Source organism: Chitinibacter tainanensis DSM 15459 (assembly GCF_000429785.1).
Taxonomy (GTDB): domain Bacteria; phylum Pseudomonadota; class Gammaproteobacteria; order Burkholderiales; family Chitinibacteraceae; genus Chitinibacter; species Chitinibacter tainanensis.
In genome coordinates this window covers 1-16,281 of sequence record NZ_KE386953.1, presented here as the reverse complement: position 1 = coordinate 16,281, position 16,281 = coordinate 1, and the positions used below count along the sequence as shown (strand labels likewise).

The following is a 16,281-nucleotide window of genomic DNA, read 5'->3' as shown; positions in this document are numbered from 1 at the left end:
TTAACCCTGCGCGGAAATACAACTAATGTCGCAATTACTCACGGGCCAGCCCCCGCGCCACGGTGGCAATCTGGCCACCATCATGGCGAATTTTGGCGGTAGCCGGGCCGACTGGATCGATTGCTCGACCGGCATTGCGCCATATAGCTACCCATTGCCACCACTGCCGGCGGCGGTGGTGCAGCATCTGGCCCACCCGGATGCTGATTTTCACGCCGCGGCGGCCACCTATTACGGTGCGGCCGATGGCCTGCCGGTGGCGGGCAGCCAGGCCGCGATTTCCGGCTTGCCGATTGTGCGGCTGCAGACCTGCGGGCGCGCCCGGGTCGGGGTGCTGCGCGGCGCGTATGCCGAGCATGGCTGGCGCTGGCAGCTGGGCGGGCATCAGGTGAGTGTGCTGGCGGCGGATGCGATTGCGGCGGCCATCCCCACGCTGGATGTCTTGGTGCTGGTGAACCCGAATAACCCCGATGCCCGCAGCTGGCCGAGCGCCACGCTCTTAGATTGGGCGGCGCAGCTGGCAGCGCGCGGTGGTTGGCTGGTGGTGGATGAAGCCTTTATCGACGCGCCCGCACTGGCAGGTAGCCAAACTAGCTTGCTGACCGCAGGCGAGCAGCCGGGGCTGATTGTACTGCGCTCGGTGGGGAAATTTTTTGGCCTAGCCGGTTTGCGGCTGGGCATGGTGTACGCGCCGGCGGCTATCCGCACCGCGCTGGCGCAATGGCTAGGGCCGTGGGCGGTGAGCGGCCCCGCGCTGTGGGCGGCGCAGCTGGCCTGGCAAGATCGCGACTGGCAGCAGGCGCAACTGGCGCGGCTGCAGGCCGATCAGGCCTGGCTAAGCCAGACTTTGCAAGCGCATGGCCTCATCGTTGCGGCCAGCCATCCGCTCTTGCAGTATTGCCCGGTGAGTGCCGATGCAATTGATCAGTGGGGGTATGCGCTGGCAAGCCAGAAAATCTATGCCCGCGTATTCAATACCCCCGATGCTGGTGCCAGCGCGCTGCGCTTTGGCCCGGTGGCCGAGGCCGACCGTGCCCGCTTTGCCAGCCGCCTCGCCGCGGCGCAAGCGCAAATCGGCCCTGCCGACCCCCATTAAGGAAACCGCATGAATGATGTGACTACCGCACCGGCCCAGCCCGCCGACCTCCAGCTTGCGCCAGCCGAGATTGCCGCGCCCGCCACCTGTGGCAGCGCCGGCCCGCAGCGCATCGCCTGCCTAAGCAGCGAAACTGTGGAAGTGCTGCATGCCTTGGGCCAAGCGCACCGCATCGCCGGCATTACCGCCTTTGCCCGCCACCCGGCTGGGGTAACCAAGCTACACCCGATCATCAGCGGCTTTTCAACCGCCAAGGCGGAAAAGATTTTTGCCGTGCAGCCCGATCTGGTGCTGGCGTATTCCGGCCTGCAGGGCGAAATTGTGAAAGAGTGCATTCAGGCTGGGCTGGAAGTGCATTTTTTCAATCAGCGCAGCATCGCCGGTATTTTGGGCATGATTGCCACCTTGGGCCGGCTGCTGGATTGCCAGCCGCAGGCGCACGCACTGATTGCTGAGCTGAACTCGACGATCGCCGCCGCCCGAGCGCAGGCCGCCGCCTTGCCGCGCCGGCCGCGAGTGTATTTCGAAGAATGGCATAGCCCGCTGTATAGTGGCATCCGCTGGGTCTCCGAGCTGATCGAGATCGCTGGCGGCGAGGATATTTTTGCCGCCCGCTCAAGCGCGGTGGTCGCGAAAGATCGCACGGTGAGCGCCGACGAAGTCATCGCCGCCGCGCCCGAACTGATGATCGCCAGCTGGTGTGGGCAGCCGCTAGACCCAGCGCAAGTGTATGCGCGAACGGGCTGGGCGGCCGTGCCGGCGCTGGCGCGCCAACAAGTACACGAAATAGCCAGCCACGATTTGCTGGTGCCCGGTATTACCGCGATTACGCGCGGCCTGCCGCAATTACAAACCCTGATTACTGCTGTTGCCCTGGAGCCTGCTGCATGAGCCAAGACATTACCCGCGAAGCGCGCCACGCCGCGCGCATGGCCCGTAAAAAAGCCATTATCGATGCGCATATTGCCGAAGCCAATCTCGACACCGGCATTCTGATTTTGCTCACCGGCAATGGCAAAGGTAAATCATCCTCGGCTTTTGGCATGGTGGCGCGCGCGATTGGCCACGGCATGAAAGTGGGCGTTGTGCAATTTATCAAAAACCGCACCGACACCGGCGAAGAAGCCTTTTTGGGCAAACATTGCGATTGGCATGTGATGGGCGATGGCTTTACCTGGGAAACCCAGAATTTTGCCGCCGACCAAGCCCGCTCCGAAGAAGCCTGGGCGCTGGCCGCGCAAATGCTGAACGACCCAAGCTACGACGTGGTGGTGCTCGATGAGCTGACTTACTGCCTCTCGTATGGCTATCTGGATAAAGCCAAGGTGATTCGCGATCTGGAATCGCGCCCCGAGATGCAACACGTGGTGGTAACCGGCCGCGCCGCAGTGGCCGAATTGCGCGAGATTGCCGATACCATTACCGAGCTGCAAGACGAAAAGCATGCGTATCGCGCTGGGATTAAGGCGCAAAAAGGCTTGGAATGGTAAACCCAATGGGGGTATGGCTAATCATGCCTTGCCCGAACTTTCGTCAGGAGCGCCCATGACTGCCCAAACCCCGGCCGGTGGCCAGAAAAATAACCCGCAGCACGGTATTACGCTGGAAACCATGCTCAACGATCTGGTGGCCTATTACGGCTGGAAAGAGCTGGCGCGGCGGATCCCGATTCAGTGCTTTTACAATGAGCCCTCGATCAAATCCAGCCTGAAATTTCTGCGCCGCACGCCGTGGGCGCGCGCGCAGGTCGAGGCGCTCGATCTGGCCCTGCGTAGCCAAGATGATGGCCGCGCATGAGTGACAATCTGCCCACGCTACTGGCGCGCACGCTGCATGAGGAAATTCCGCTCACCCGCGAGATTGGCCTGAGTGTCAGCAGCGCCGACCCGCACCTCATTGAGCTCGCCGCGCCGCTGGCGCCCAATATCAACCACAAATGCACGGCATTCGGCGGCAGCCTGTATGCAGTGGCGGTATTGGCCGGCTGGAGCATGGTCTTTGCCCGTCTGCACGCCGCCGGCCTGCACGCGCATATCGTGATCCAGGATGCGCAGATTGACTACCTGCTGCCAGTGGTTGAAACCATCAATGCGCGCTGCGAATTGACGAGCGATGCCGAGTTTGAGCGCTGCCTCAAGCTATTTAGCCGCAAAGGGCGTGGGCGGATTGAGCTCGTGGTGCAGATTGTCACCGCGCAGGGTGTGGCGGTGCACTTTCGCGGGAATTATGTAATCCATGACTAAATCACAAGGTGCGCTGCTATGAGTGCCGCTGTATTACTGATCGCCGCGCCTTCATCGGGCTCAGGCAAAACCACGATTACTGCCGGCTTGGCCTGGCTGTATCGTCGGCAAGGCAAGCGCGTGAAGGTGTTCAAATGCGGGCCGGATTTTCTTGACCCATTGCTGCTGGGGTTTGCCAGCGGCGCGCCGGTGGATAATCTGGATTTGTGGCTGGTGGGTGAGGATTTGTGCCGCCAGATGCTGGCTGAAGCCGCGCGCGATTACGATGTAGTGTTGATCGAGTCGGTGATGGGCCTGTTTGATGGCGAACCGAGCACCGCTGATTTGGCGGTGAAATTTGGCTTGCCAGTGCTTGCGGTGATTGATGCCGGCGCGATGGCGCAAACTTTTGGCGCGCTGGCGTTTGGCTTGGCGCATTACCGCGCGGATTTGCCGTTTTATGGGGTGCTAGCCAATAAAGTGGCCGGCGAGCGGCATGCGCAAATGTTGCAAGAAGCCTGCCCGGCGGCGCAGTGGCAAGGCTGGGTGGGGCGGGGCGAGCCTCTGCCTGAGCGGCATCTGGGCATTGTACAGCCACATGAAGTGGCCGATTTGCCGGCGCGGCTGGATCAACTGGCCGATATGCTGGCCAGCCAGCCGATTGCCCAGTTGCCCGCGCCGACTGCACTGAGCGCACTGGCGGCCGCGCCGATCCCGCCCTTGCTGGCAGGGCGGCGGATTGCGGTGGCGCAGGATGCGGCCTTTTGCTTTATTTATCCGGCCAATCTGGCCTGCCTGCGTGCGCTGGGCGCCGAGGTGGTGACGTTCTCACCGCTGGCGCACGAGGCTTTGCCCGCGTGTGATGCTGTGTGGCTGCCGGGCGGGTATCCCGAGCTGCATGCGCAGGCGCTCGCAGCTCACCCCAGCATCGCAGCGGATTTAGCGGCGCATCTGGCCGTGGGCCGGCCGATCTGGGCCGAATGTGGTGGGATGCTGGCGCTGGCCGAAGCGCTGACGCTGAGCGATGGGCAAGAGCAGCCGATGTGGGGGCTGCTGCCAGCGCAAGGGCAAATGCAAACGCGGCTGGCGGCGCTGGGCGCGCAGCAGATCGATCTGGGTTCTGGCGCGCTGCGCGGGCACACCTTTCATTATTCCACCCTGCAAACCACGCTCACCCCCGAGGGGTATGCTACGCCATGCCGCTTAGGATCTAGCGGTGAGGCGGTATACCGGCATGGGTATTTGCGGGCAAGTTATTTGCATGTCTGGTTTGCCGCTAATCCGGTAGGCACGGCCGCATTGTTTGGAGCACAAGTATGAGTTTGCAACGCCACCTGCGTGATTGGGTATTGGGCCTGAGCCTGAGTGCATGGGCGCTGGCCAGCATGGCGGCCCCGCTGACGGTGAAAGATGATCTGGGTACCAGCATTACCTTGGCGCAGCCGGCCAAGCGCATTATCAGCCTGGCCCCGCATGTGACCGAAGATCTGTTTGCGATTGGCGCTGGTAAGCTGATTGTGGGCGCGGTGAGCTACAGCGATTACCCGCCCGAAGCCAATCAGATTGAGCGCATTGGCGGTTACAACGGTTTTGATCTGGAGCGTATCCGTGCTTTGCAGCCCGATCTGATCGTGGGCTGGGCCACGGGCAACCCTGAGCGGCATCTGGCGCAGGTAAAGGCGTTGGGCGTTCCGGTGTTTCTGACCTTTTCGAAAAAACTGGGCGATGTGCCCACCGTGCTGGAGCGCTTGGGCGTGCTGACCGGTCAGCAGGCCGGTGCAGCGCAAGCAGCCAAACGCTATCGCGATCAGCTGGCCGAGCTGCAAAAAACCTATGCCGGTCGCAAACCGGTGCGGGTGTTTTACCAGATCTGGGATCGCCCGCTCATGACCATCAATAACACGCAGATTATCTCCGATGCCATGCGCATTTGTGGCGCGGTCAATGTGTTTGGCCACTTGCCGGATTTAACCCCGAAAGTTGATGTAGAAGCTGTGCTGGCCGCCAACCCCGAAGCCATTATGACCAGCGGCGAGCCGGGCATGAAAATCGATTGGCTGGCGCCGTGGCAGCAGTGGAAAAACCTGAAAGCCACGCAAAACAAACAGTTTTACGTCTTGCCCAAAGACAGCGTGAACCGCATGGGGCCGCGGCTGGTGGATGGCACCCGCGCCATGTGTGAGGCAGTGGATAAGGTGCGCCGGCAATGAGTCGCGCGGCGGCTCCCGCGCGGCTAACTCCGCGGCGTGTTATCAGTACTTTGAGCGTGTTGCTATTGCTATTGGCGCTGGCCGTGGCCGCCAGCCTGTGTTTTGGGAGCACTAATTACCGCCCGTGGCAGTTGTGGGGCGGGGGCGCAGAAGCGGCCTTGGCGCGCGATGTGGTGCTGGCGCTCCGCCTGCCGCGCACGCTGGCGGCGATTGGCGTGGGCGGGCTGCTGGCGCTGGCCGGCACCTTGCAGCAGGTGCTGCTGCGCAATCCGCTGGCTGATCCGTACATCCTGGGTACTTCCGGCGGGGCCAGTGTGGGTGCGTTGTTGGCACTATTACTGGGGGTGGGTATCTGGGGCGTAAATCTGGCTGCCGGCGCCGGGGCTTTGCTGACCATCGTGGTGGTGTTTTTGCTGGCCGGGCGCGATCAATCCAGCACCCAGACGCGCTTGCTACTCACCGGCGTGGCGTTGGCGGCGTTTTGTGGCGCGCTGTCGTCCTTGCTGCTGAGCATGGCGCCCGATGGCTTGTTGCGCGGCATGATTTTCTGGCTAATGGGCGATCTGGCCGGCGCGGCCTGGCTGCCAGCACTGGTGATGCTGGGGCTGATGTTGCTGCTGCTGTGGCCGCTGGCGCGTGAGCTGAACATCATGGGCATGAGTTCGCAAGCCGCGTTTTCGCTGGGGCTGAATCACACCATTTTGCGCTGGATATTGTATTTCGCCGCGGCGCTGGCCTGCGCACTGGCGGTGACCACCGCTGGCATGATCGGCTTTGTGGGTTTGATTGTGCCGCATGCCTTGCGGCTGGTGATTGGGCAGGATTTACGCTTGCTGCTGCCAGCGGCGGCGCTGGCCGGTGGCGTGGTGCTGCTGCTGGCCGATATGCTGGCGCGTACATTATTGGCGCCACAGCAATTGCCGGTGGGGGTGGTGATGGCACTGCTGGGGGTGCCGGTGTTTTTATGGTTGCTGGCCCAGCGCGCGGGCGGGGGGCGGGCATGACCGCAGCGTTAATGCAGGTGCAACAGCTGAGCTTGCAACAAGGCTCGCGCGAGCTGGTGCGCGATTTGCAGCTGAGCATTCAGCCGGGTGAAGGCTGGATTGTGCTGGGGGAAAATGGCTGCGGCAAAAGTACTTTGCTGGCCACCTTGGCCGGCTGGCGCGCCCCGGCCGCGGGGGAAGTTCAGCTCGCCGCGGCGGGCGGACTGTTGCCCTTGTGCCGGGTGCCGCCGGCCGAGCGTGCCCGGCTGATCGCCTGGCAAACCCAGCAGGACGAATGCCCGTTTCCACTCTCGGTACTGGAAAAGACCCTCACTGGCCGCCACCCGCATTTAAGCCGCTGGGCTTGGGAGGGCGCGACCGATCTGGCGCTGGCCGAAGCGCAGCTGGCGCGGCTGGATTTGCAGGGCTTTGGCGAGCGCGACTTGGCCAGCCTGTCGGGCGGTGAGCGTCGGCGGGTGGCGCTGGCCACGGCCTTAACCCAGCAAGCGCCGCTGCTGTTACTAGACGAACCGCTCTCGCAGTTGGATGTGCGCCATCAGCAACAAGCCTTGCAGGTGCTGCGTGCCGAGCGCGCGGCAGGCCGTAGCCTGCTGGTGGTGAGCCATGACCCCAATCACGCCGCTCAATTTGCTACCCACGCCTTGCTGCTGTTTGGTGATGGACGCTGGCAGGCGGGGGTATGTGATCAGGTGCTCAATACGAAAAGCCTTAGCGAGCTATACCATCACCCTGTATCTGAGCTTAGCCAGCAGGGAGCGCGCTGGTTTGTGCCGCAGGCGCCGGCCTAAGCGGGCGGCCGGGTCAGGCTCGGTGGTGGGATTCAATTTTGGTGATTGAGGCACGTTGCTGAGCGTGTACACCATGACTGTGCATCGGCAGTCGCGACGCGCTGCCGTGCTTGTGTTCCGCTGATTTTATCCTTACATTTTTCTGTGTTATTCAGCTGCCAGAGGAAAGGATATGCCCAGCACTCGCCGTCGTCGCAAAATCTCCCTGGCTTGCCAGGGGGGCGGTAGCCAAACCGCGTTTACCGCTGGGGCGCTCGACGCCCTGTTTAGTGAGAATTTTCAGTCCGATTTTGAGCTGGTGAGTTTATCCGGCACCTCGGGCGGGGCGATCTGTGCCGGTTTGCTCTGGTATGCCTTGCGCAAGGGCGATACCCAGCCCAGCAAGCGCCTGCTGGATTTCTGGCTGGATAATATGGCGCAAACGGCGGCCGAGCGGCAGTTTAATGATCAGATCATCGAAACGCTGCGCGCCACCAGCAAGGGCCATATGCCGCATTTCAATATGAGCCCGTCTGATCCGCTGGCCAAATGGATGATGGCGCTCAGCACGCAAAGCCTGCGCCCCGAATTCACCGATTTTGCCTTGCTGCTGCAAAAGCATTTTGATTTCTCCGAGCTGCAAGCCTGGGGGCCACAGCCGCAGGCGCCGGCGCTTTTACTGGGGGGCGGCCGATATCCTGACCGGCGAGCTGCGTAAGTTTAATTCCCGCACCGAGTCGATTCAGCTGGAGCATTTTCTGGCCTCGTGCGCGGTGCCGAATATTTTCCCGGCGGTACAGCACGAAGGCCGCGCGTATTGGGATGGCCTGTTTTCGGATAACCCACCGATCAATGAGCTAGTGCGTGCGCAATATGTCGGTGAGGGCAATATCCCGGATGAAGTTTGGGTGATCAAAATTAACCCAACCGGCTGCCGCAGTGTGCCTGAGCTGCCCGAAGCGATTGCTGATCGGCGCAATGAGATGGTGGGCAATGTGTCGCTATTTCAGCAGCTCGATACCTTAAGCTGGCTCAATGAGCTGATGCTGCGCGATGCTTTCCGCCCTGAGTTTCTGGCGCAATTTGATATCCGCCAGCCGGTGCTGATCCCGAAATGCCATCTGGCGCAGGCCACCGCACCGTACCATATTCCGTTTATTGAAATGAGCGAAGCGCTGCATGAGCTGGATTACGAAAGCAAGCTGGATCGTAATCCGGAAAACCTAACGCGCCTGATCGAAGATGGCCGGCGCCAGGCGAGCTTATTTCTGCAAGGGCGGCGGGCGGCTTTGCGCTAGGGCTGAGTTTGGGCTGAGGTCGAGCGTTGGGCCGCGCCGGGGCGGGCGTTAATCCCGCCAGCTGGCCTGAATGGCGCGTAACTCGGGCTCGAGGGTAAGAAACAGCGCGGCCAGCGCTGGATCAAAATGCTGGCCGGCTTGGGCGGCAATATGCGCAAGCGCGTCTTCTACAGTCCAGGCCGCTTTGTACGGGCGCACACTGGTGAGCGCATCAAAGACATCGGCAATCGCCACGATGCGCGCCGCCAGCGGGATTGCCTCCCCAGCCAAACCCTGCGGATAGCCTTGGCCATCCCAGCGTTCATGGTGGCTCAGGGCTATGGTGCGGGCAATTTGCAGCAAGGTTGAGCGATCTTCGCCGATGATGCGCGCGCCAATCTCGGCATGGGTTTGCATGATTTGCCATTCGGCAGGGTCGAGCTTGGCAGGTTTGCGCAATATCGCATCGGGAATCCCGATTTTGCCAATGTCATGCATGGGCGCGGCATGCAGTAATTCTTCAGCCCAATGCGCGCTTTGACCGGCGGCCAGCGCCAGCTTTTGCGCGTAGTGGCTCATGCGGATCACGTGCATGCCGGTTTCATTGTCTTTAAACTCGGCCGCGCGCCCGAGCCGGCGAATGATTTCCAGCCGGGTGTTGCGCAGCTCATCCGCGCGCACCAGCGATAAATGCGTTTTTACTCGCGCCAGCACGATGGGAGGGCTGACTGGTTTGGTGATGTAGTCAACCGCGCCGGCCGCAAAGCCTTCGGCTTCGTCATTACTATCGCTCAGGGCCGTGACGAATATCACCGGGATATTGACCGTTGCCGGATCGGCCTTTAACCGCCGACAGACTTCTAGCCCGGTCATGTTCGGCATCATGACATCGAGCAAGATCAGCGCTGGCGGCGTTTGGCTCACAAGTTGCAGTGCTTTTTCACCATCGCGGGCAAATTGCAACCGGTAATGTTCTTGCAGAATATGGCGCAGCACCTGCAGATTATTGGGCTCATCATCAACCAGCAGTAGCAGGGGATTAGGCTCAGTCATGCTGTTCTCCGCTCAAGGTCTGTTGCCATTGCTGCAGGGTGGCGAGGGCTGCATCAAAATCGAATTGCCCCAGTGCGTGGTTGAGGGCTTGCCATAAGGCCGGTGGGCAATAAGCCTGCAAAGGGGCGAGGGTGTCTTCGGCTAGCTCGCCACGGGCAAACGCGGCGGCCAGTACAGACAGCGTCGCTGCTAATTCAGGGGTGGCAGGCAGCGGTGTACCTGTGTTTGCTGGTGTGGCTGCGCTTGCGGGCGACATTGCGGCGCTCGCTGAGGCCAGTAGGCTGGCCCATTCAGTTTGCCAGCCACTGGGCAGGGTGCGGGTGGATTCGATTTGCTGGGCCCACTGGGTCATCGCGGTGAGCCCCAGATTGGCGGCCACCCCGCGTAGCCGGTGTGCGGTGGCGGCTAGTGCGTCAGCATCGGCAGTGTTTAGCTCGGCAGGCAAGTTTTGATATTCCTGCACAAAAGCGGCCAGATGGGTTTGCCATGTTGCCTCGCTACCCCAGCGGGCGAGAGCGCCGGCGCGATCGATCGTTGCACTGACTGCATCAATGGTGGCACCAACTTGCCCCAAGGCTAGGCCTTGAGATGGATGACTTGTCACAGAAATTGGGCTCGTCGGCAAGCCCAAGACTCGTGCTATTTCGGCATTGAGCGCCGCGTGATCGACGGGCTTGGAGGCAAAGCCGACCATGCCGGCAGCTTCCGCATCCGCGCGGTCTTGCGAGAGTACGCTGGCGGTGAGCGCAATGACGGGTGGTGCTGGCCGGCCTTCTGCGGCGGCCCAGCGCAAAATGTGCCGCGTGGCCTGCAAGCCATCGATCTGTGGCATTTGCACATCCATTAGTACCACATCAAATTCACCCTGCTCAAAGGCCTGAATTGCCGCCGCGCCGCCCTGTGCCAGCGTGACCTGATGCCCGTCTTGCTGGAGTAATAGCTGCATTAGCTCCAAGTTTTGCGCCACATCATCTGCTACCAGGAGGCGTAATGGCGGGAGCACAATTGCCTTACCCTGGGCGACTTCCTCGGCCATGTTGGCTGCGCGTAAAGGTAGCTGCAGCGTAAAGCAGCTACCCACACCTTCGCTACTGCTGACGCTGATGGTGCCGCCCATCAGTTCTGCCAGTTGCCGGGCGATGGTTGTGCCCAGGCCAGTGCCACCGAAGCGGCGCGCCATCGACACATCGGCCTGGGTAAAGGGCGCGAAAATGGTTTCGAGCCGATCCTGGGCAATGCCAATGCCGGTATCGTTGATCTGGCAGCGCAGCTGTGTTTGATCGCACTCGACGCTGAGGCTAACTTGCCCGTGCTCGGTAAATTTCACGGCATTGCCGAGCAAATTGGTCAGGATTTGTCGCAGCCGCAGCGCATCGCCGCGAATCGCTGCAGGGCAATCGGGCGCATAGTGCAAGGTGAGCGCCAAGCCTTTTTGCTGGGCTTGCAGGGCGAAGGTGTTGATCAGTTGCTCGCACAGCTGGCGCAGTGAGAAGTCGGCTTCTTCCAGCTCAAGAGCGCCACGTTCGAGTTTGGCGGTGTCCAGAATATCGTTCAATAGCCCCAGCAGCGCGCGGGCCGATTGGCGTACGATGTCGAGGTGGCGAGCCTGCTGGGCATCTAGGGGCGTGTGCTGCAAGAGTTCGGTAAACCCCAAAATGGCGTTCATTGGCGTGCGGATTTCATGGCTCATATTGGCCAAAAACATGCCCTTGGCGGCAGCGGCTTGTTCGGCACGATCGCGCGCTTCGGTCAGTGCCTGCTCCATTTTTTTGCGCTCGGCCAGATCATGCGCCAACTTCACCACTTTCCAAGGTTGCCCATCCAGATCCAGAATCGGGTTGTAGACGGATTGAATCCAGATTTCTTGCCCGGCTTGACCACGTCGGCGGTATTCGCCGCTTTGAAATTCACCCTGCTGCAAGCGTTGCCAGAAGGCTTGATATTCTGGGCTGTCACGCTCCTCGGTAAAGCACAGCAGGCTATGGTGCTGGCCAATGAGTTCGGCCGCGCTATAGCCAGTGAGGCTGAGGAAGTTGTCATTGACGGCGAGGATCGTGCCGGTCAGGTCAAATTCAACCACGCTGAGCGCGCGTGAAATGGCATGCACAATGCCTTCGTGTTCTGCTGCGCGGATTTTGCTCTCGGTAATATCCAGCAGTACGCCATCAATCCACTGCGCCTGGCCTTGCTCGTCGTACACCACGCCGGCGCTTTCTGACACCCAGCGCTCGCCACCACCCCGATACAGAATGCGGTATTCCACCACATAGGATTGCTGGGCGCTGATGGCAGCATCAATGCAGACGCGCACTCGTGCCAGATCGTCCGGATGAATGATGCTGACTGTGCTTAGGCTGCCATCCAGAAACATTTCGGCTGGCCAACCGCTGAGTTGCGTCATGCCTTGGCTGATAAACAGTTTGGTCCAGTCAAAATCAACTTTGCTGCGAAAAGCCACGCCAGGCATATTGGCTATCAGGGTGCGGTATTGTTGTTCGCTCGATTGCAGGGCTTTGGCAATCCGGACACGCTCGCTGATATCGGTGATAAAGCCAACAAACATCGGCTCGCCGGCCATCTGGGTGCGGCCCACGGCCAGCCGGATCGGAAACACCGAGCCATCGCGGCGCTGGGCATAAACTTCACGCCCTTGGCCAATGATGCGGGCGTCCCCAGTTTGCAGGTAATGCAATAGATAACCATCATGCTCAGAGCGATAAGGCTGGGGCATCAGCCGGTTGATGTTTTGCCCGATTAACTCGGCGGCAGGCCAGCCAAATTGCTGCTCGGCCGCCTGATTAAGCGCGCGGATCAGGCCGTGTTGATCGATGGTAATGATGCCATCAACGGCGGTATCGACGATCGCGCGCATTTGCGCTTCATTACTTTGCATCTGCCGCAACAGCTGGCGATAGCGCAAAAGGGCATTGCCGGCCAGCACAAACACGCTAGCCGTGATGGTAAAGAGTGCGATGCTGATGGCGAGATAGGTGTTGGCACCCATCGTGGGGGTATAGGCCGGATCAGCGCTTCCTACAAAGCGTGCCGCGGCCATACCCGTATAGTGCATACCAGTAATCGCGCAGCCCATCACGATGCCACCCAGCAAAATCGACTGCAAGGCGCTAAAGCGGCCGCGGCGCCGTAGACCAAAGCGGATCCAGAGAGCCAGCATAGCCAGTACTACCGCCACCACAATGGAGGCTGCAAACCACCATGGGTCGTAGCGCAGCAAAGGGCTCATCCGCATGGCACCCATGCCGGCATAATGCATTGCACCAATCCCACTGCCGACCAGTACCCCGCCGATCACGAGTTGCCAGCGGTTAATGTCCCGCTGCCACAGCAGATTCAGTGTTACCCATGAGGCCAACACGGCGGGCAGCATCGATAGCAAGGTGAGGCCATAGTCGTAGCTGATGGTGGTGCAGAGCGAAAACGCCAGCATGCCAATAAAATGCATCGACCAGATGCCCACGCCTAAGGCAAAAGAGCCAGTGAGAAAAGCCACCTGCCGCAAGGCTCGCGTGTGAGCTAGTCGCGCCATGCCAGCCACCTGCAAGGCCATGGCTGAGCTCAGAATGGCAATGACAAAAGACAAGGCCACCAGATCGTAGCGATAGCTGCCATAGAGCAGTAGCTGGCTAGGTATATCGGCGGCGAGAAAGAAGTCGCTGAGCATGGCGCCTTGTGCTATTGAGGCGGTAAAGCCTCAGTATAGGCGGCGCTTGGGCTTGGGCACAGCAAGTAAAGGTCAAGAAAAAAGCCACCCGCAGGTGGCTTGCTTGGGGGCGGGGTGCTTAGACCACGGCTTCCATTTTCGGGCTGCGGCCCATGAGATCAGCAATAATGTCGCTGACCTGCGCTTGCTCGAACAAGACCTGGCACACCGATTGTGTAATTGGCATATCGATACCCAGCTCATTGGCTTGGCGCAATACTTCGCGAGCAGTGGGTACGCCCTCGGCGACGTGGCCAAGATTTTTCAGTACGCCATCCAGATCAAGCCCCTGTGCTAGCAGCAGGCCAACCCGGCGATTGCGGGATAGATCACCGGTCGCAGTGAGCATCAAATCACCGATCCCGGCCAGACCCATCATGGTTTCGGGCTTGCCACCCAAAGCGACGCAGAAGCGCGCCATCTCGGCTAAGCCGCGAGTCAGCAGCGCCGCGCGAGCATTCAGGCCCAGATTCAGGCCATCGGCTACCCCGGCAGCGATCGCCATGACGTTTTTAACGGCGGCGCCAATTTCTACGCCCACCAAGTCATCGGAGGCGTAGAGGCGCAGTACATTAGTATTCAGATCATTCACCACTTGCTGGGCAAACGCCGCATCACTCGCGGCAATAGTCACTGCCGCGGGCAGGCCTTTGGCGACTTCCTGCGCAAAGCTGGGGCCAGAGAGCATGCCGCGCGGAATATGATCGGGCATCTCTTGCTCGGCGACTTGATGCGGCAGCAGCATAGTGCCCGCTTCCAAGCCTTTGCACGCCCACAAAACGGGTGCGGTATTGCCAAGTTCGGCCAGTGCTTTCAAGGTGCTACGCAGGCCAGACATCGGCGTTACAATCAAAACTAAGCCGGCATCGCTGATGGCTTCTGCCATGGATGCGGTGACTTGCAGTTGCGCGGGGAAGGGCGCATCCGGCAGGTAGCGTGTGTTGCAGGCTTCGGTGCGCATGGTCGCAACTTGCTCAGCTTCACGCGACCACAGCGTAACCGATTGGCGGTCGGCAAAACGGATCGCTAGGGCGGTGCCCCAAGCGCCAGCGCCAAGAACGGCAAGTTTCAAGGGTTGATCTCCTGCAGAGGGGCTATACGCCCCAAACTTCTTCGATACGGATGTAGCCGGTTTGGCCATCACGATGTTTGACTTTCAGCCAGCCGGTGCCGGTGTTGTCCAGCAGTTGCAATAGTACATTGCGTTCGGCTTTGAAGAGGGTGGTAGCTTGTGGCTGCGGCGCTACGCGAATCTCTGTCAGTTTGCTCACTTGCACATAACGAGTGCTACTGGCGTCGGTTTTGGCAAGCCAAGCCAGCGTACCATCCCGATCTCGTACACGTAGCCAATTGCCTTGTTCGGCGATGAGTTCGAGCGGAATGTTGGCACTTAATACAAAGCGTTTCGTGCTGTTTTCGTTGGGCGCCTCATACAGAATAACGCCATGACGCGCGCTGGAACGGTATTCCAGCGCATGCACACTACCGGCCGCCAAGGCCAGTAGTGCACCTACGTGCAAATAATATGCAGCGCGATTAATGAGTGGTTTGCTCATTGGCTTCTTGTGCGGCAGCTTGTTGACGCTGTTGCAGGTAGATCGCTTCGAAGTTGATCGGTTGCAGAATCAGCGGAGGGAAGCCTGCACGGGTAGTCAGATCTGATACGGCTTCGCGCAGATACGGGAACAGAATACTTGGGCAACCGATGCCCAGCAGCGGATCCAGTTCTTGCTCAGGTACGTTTTCAATCTGGAACAGACCAGCTTGTGTTACTTCCACCAGAAATACGGTGCGATCTTCCACTTTGGCCGTGGCAGTAACGGTCAGTCCAGCCTCGTAAAAGCCATTGTCGAAGCTTTTAGCTTGGTTGCGGAACTGGATATTGAATTCAGGTTGCGCTTGTTCCATGAAAGAATTTGGCGCGTTTGGCGATTCGAGCGAAATGTCGGTTACGTACAGTTTTTGTACGGCGAAAATCGGTTGTTGTACTTCTTGGTTTTCTTCGCTCATGGTCCATCCCTTTGAGTCGTGATTTTTAAACAAGTATTCGCTACATAGCTATCAGTATTGATAGCGTTATTCAGCGCGCAGGAATCATCGCATAGTTGTTCGCCTGATGCCATGATCTCTGCGGTGATTTGGTATCCAGATGACGCTTATTGTTCACCTTGCAGCAAAGGGATTAATTTGCCAGCGTGATCCAGGGCTGCCAAGTCGTCAAAACCACCTACATGATAATCATCAATGTAAATTTGCGGCACTGTACGGCGCTGGGTGCGTGCCATCATGGCTTCACGTTGCGTAGGATCGAGGTCCACGCGGATTTTTTCCAGATTATCGACACCGCGTTCTTTAAGTAGGCGCTCTGCCCGATCGCAATAGGGGCAGTAGCCGGTGCTATACATGATTACTTTGGCCATTTGGTCGCTATCCTTGTGCAAAGCCAGTGAATTTTGTGCTGACTTTGCTCTTGTTGAGTACATCTTTCTAGATGTGGCGCCAAAGCGGAAATGCAAGTCTTAAGTTTCTGGTCGCAAAAGTTGCCTGATAGAGGTTTATGAAAATCAATCGCTTATCGACTTGTTGGTGCTTTTTCGTTGGATTGGTGTTGACGTGTTTCCGATGGGTGGGTATAGTTCGGCCTCTCTGCTGATGACGCAGCGAAACAAAACGAGTTTCTCTAGTCGCCAGCCCGATCTTTAACAAATTACAGCCGATGAGTGTGAGTGCTTGATTCGTAAGTCGAAACAAGTGCTTGCACTCAGATGATAGGAAAAAAACAAGTCAGCAGGCTTTGCCTGTTAACTCGTGATTTTCTTTGAGTATTGAAGTACAAGCCAAGTAGTAAAAATAGCTTAGAGATTAAACGAAAGAGTTTGATCCTGGCTCAGATTGAACGCTGGCGGCATGCTTTACACATGCAAGTCGAAC

17 protein-coding genes and 1 rRNA gene are annotated in these 16,281 nt (G+C 59.4%); 12 read left to right on the top strand and 6 right to left on the bottom strand.

What is annotated here, in order from left to right; translation table 11 throughout:
* The first annotated feature begins 25 nt into the window (after window positions 1-25).
* From G482_RS18960 to G482_RS20520, 11 genes are all read left to right on the top strand, one after another.
* On the top strand, window positions 26-1,096 hold the full coding sequence (locus tag G482_RS18960; RefSeq protein WP_051259083.1) for an aminotransferase class I/II-fold pyridoxal phosphate-dependent enzyme: 1,071 nt from the start codon (window positions 26-28) through the stop codon (window positions 1,094-1,096).
* A 9-nt stretch (window positions 1,097-1,105) separates the two neighbouring features.
* Window positions 1,106-1,987 (top strand): ABC transporter substrate-binding protein, encoded by an 882-nt coding sequence (locus tag G482_RS0114835; RefSeq protein ID WP_084414742.1) that lies wholly within the window; start codon window positions 1,106-1,108, stop codon window positions 1,985-1,987.
* Window positions 1,984-2,586 (top strand): cob(I)yrinic acid a,c-diamide adenosyltransferase, encoded by a 603-nt coding sequence (gene cobO / locus G482_RS0114830; protein WP_028450689.1) that lies wholly within the window; start codon window positions 1,984-1,986, stop codon window positions 2,584-2,586. Before G482_RS0114835 ends, cobO begins: the two co-directional genes overlap by 4 nt.
* A 55-nt stretch (window positions 2,587-2,641) precedes the next feature.
* Complete coding sequence (locus G482_RS0114825; RefSeq protein ID WP_028450688.1) at window positions 2,642-2,893, top strand: VF530 family protein; 252 nt, start codon at window positions 2,642-2,644, stop codon at window positions 2,891-2,893.
* A complete protein-coding gene (locus tag G482_RS0114820) occupies window positions 2,890-3,339 on the top strand; it encodes a YiiD C-terminal domain-containing protein (RefSeq protein WP_028450687.1) in 450 nt (149 codons plus the stop codon). Before G482_RS0114825 ends, G482_RS0114820 begins: the two co-directional genes overlap by 4 nt.
* An 18-nt stretch (window positions 3,340-3,357) precedes the next feature.
* Complete coding sequence (locus G482_RS0114815; RefSeq protein WP_051259082.1) at window positions 3,358-4,638, top strand: cobyrinic acid a,c-diamide synthase CobB; 1,281 nt, start codon at window positions 3,358-3,360, stop codon at window positions 4,636-4,638.
* Window positions 4,635-5,528, top strand: coding sequence for a cobalamin-binding protein (locus tag G482_RS0114810; RefSeq protein WP_034619845.1), 894 nt, complete (start codon window positions 4,635-4,637; stop codon window positions 5,526-5,528). The genes G482_RS0114815 and G482_RS0114810 overlap by 4 nt, the downstream gene beginning before the upstream one ends.
* On the top strand, window positions 5,525-6,532 hold the full coding sequence (locus G482_RS0114805) for a FecCD family ABC transporter permease (RefSeq protein ID WP_051259081.1): 1,008 nt from the start codon (window positions 5,525-5,527) through the stop codon (window positions 6,530-6,532). The genes G482_RS0114810 and G482_RS0114805 overlap by 4 nt, the downstream gene beginning before the upstream one ends.
* The gene (locus G482_RS0114800; protein WP_028450683.1) at window positions 6,529-7,320 is read left to right on the top strand and encodes an ABC transporter ATP-binding protein; all 792 of its coding nucleotides are present in this window, start codon (window positions 6,529-6,531) and stop codon (window positions 7,318-7,320) included. Before G482_RS0114805 ends, G482_RS0114800 begins: the two co-directional genes overlap by 4 nt.
* 172 nt (window positions 7,321-7,492) lie before the next feature.
* Entirely contained in the window at window positions 7,493-8,017 is a 525-nt protein-coding gene (locus tag G482_RS20525) for a patatin-like phospholipase family protein (protein ID WP_211227652.1), read from the top strand.
* Window positions 7,899-8,597: a patatin-like phospholipase family protein gene (locus G482_RS20520; protein WP_373277576.1), complete on the top strand. Its 699-nt coding sequence runs from the start codon at window positions 7,899-7,901 to the stop codon at window positions 8,595-8,597. Before G482_RS20525 ends, G482_RS20520 begins: the two co-directional genes overlap by 119 nt.
* Window positions 8,598-8,645: 48 nt before the next feature.
* Here the strand turns inward: G482_RS20520 and G482_RS0114790 are convergent, their stop codons facing one another.
* The 6 genes from G482_RS0114790 to grxC form a co-directional block, all read right to left on the bottom strand.
* On the bottom strand, window positions 8,646-9,629 hold the full coding sequence (locus G482_RS0114790; protein WP_028450682.1) for a response regulator: 984 nt from the start codon (window positions 9,627-9,629) through the stop codon (window positions 8,646-8,648).
* A complete protein-coding gene (locus G482_RS18950) occupies window positions 9,622-13,311 on the bottom strand; it encodes a PAS domain S-box protein (RefSeq protein WP_034619844.1) in 3,690 nt (1,229 codons plus the stop codon). The genes G482_RS0114790 and G482_RS18950 overlap by 8 nt, the downstream gene beginning before the upstream one ends.
* Before the next feature lie 118 nt (window positions 13,312-13,429).
* Complete coding sequence (locus G482_RS0114780) at window positions 13,430-14,422, bottom strand: NAD(P)H-dependent glycerol-3-phosphate dehydrogenase (protein ID WP_028450681.1); 993 nt, start codon at window positions 14,420-14,422, stop codon at window positions 13,430-13,432.
* A gap of 22 nt (window positions 14,423-14,444) precedes the next feature.
* Window positions 14,445-14,906: an SH3 domain-containing protein gene (locus G482_RS0114775; RefSeq protein WP_051259079.1), complete on the bottom strand. Its 462-nt coding sequence runs from the start codon at window positions 14,904-14,906 to the stop codon at window positions 14,445-14,447.
* The gene (secB, locus tag G482_RS0114770; RefSeq protein ID WP_028450679.1) at window positions 14,887-15,360 is read right to left on the bottom strand and encodes a protein-export chaperone SecB; all 474 of its coding nucleotides are present in this window, start codon (window positions 15,358-15,360) and stop codon (window positions 14,887-14,889) included. Before secB ends, G482_RS0114775 begins: the two co-directional genes overlap by 20 nt.
* A 146-nt stretch (window positions 15,361-15,506) precedes the next feature.
* Window positions 15,507-15,770, bottom strand: a complete 264-nt coding sequence (grxC, locus tag G482_RS0114765; RefSeq protein ID WP_028450678.1) for a glutaredoxin 3 — start codon at window positions 15,768-15,770, stop codon at window positions 15,507-15,509.
* Window positions 15,771-16,214: 444 nt separating this feature from the next.
* On the opposite strand from grxC, the gene G482_RS0114760 reads away from it, so the two are divergent.
* A 16S ribosomal RNA gene (locus tag G482_RS0114760) occupies window positions 16,215-16,281 on the top strand; the annotation flags it as partial.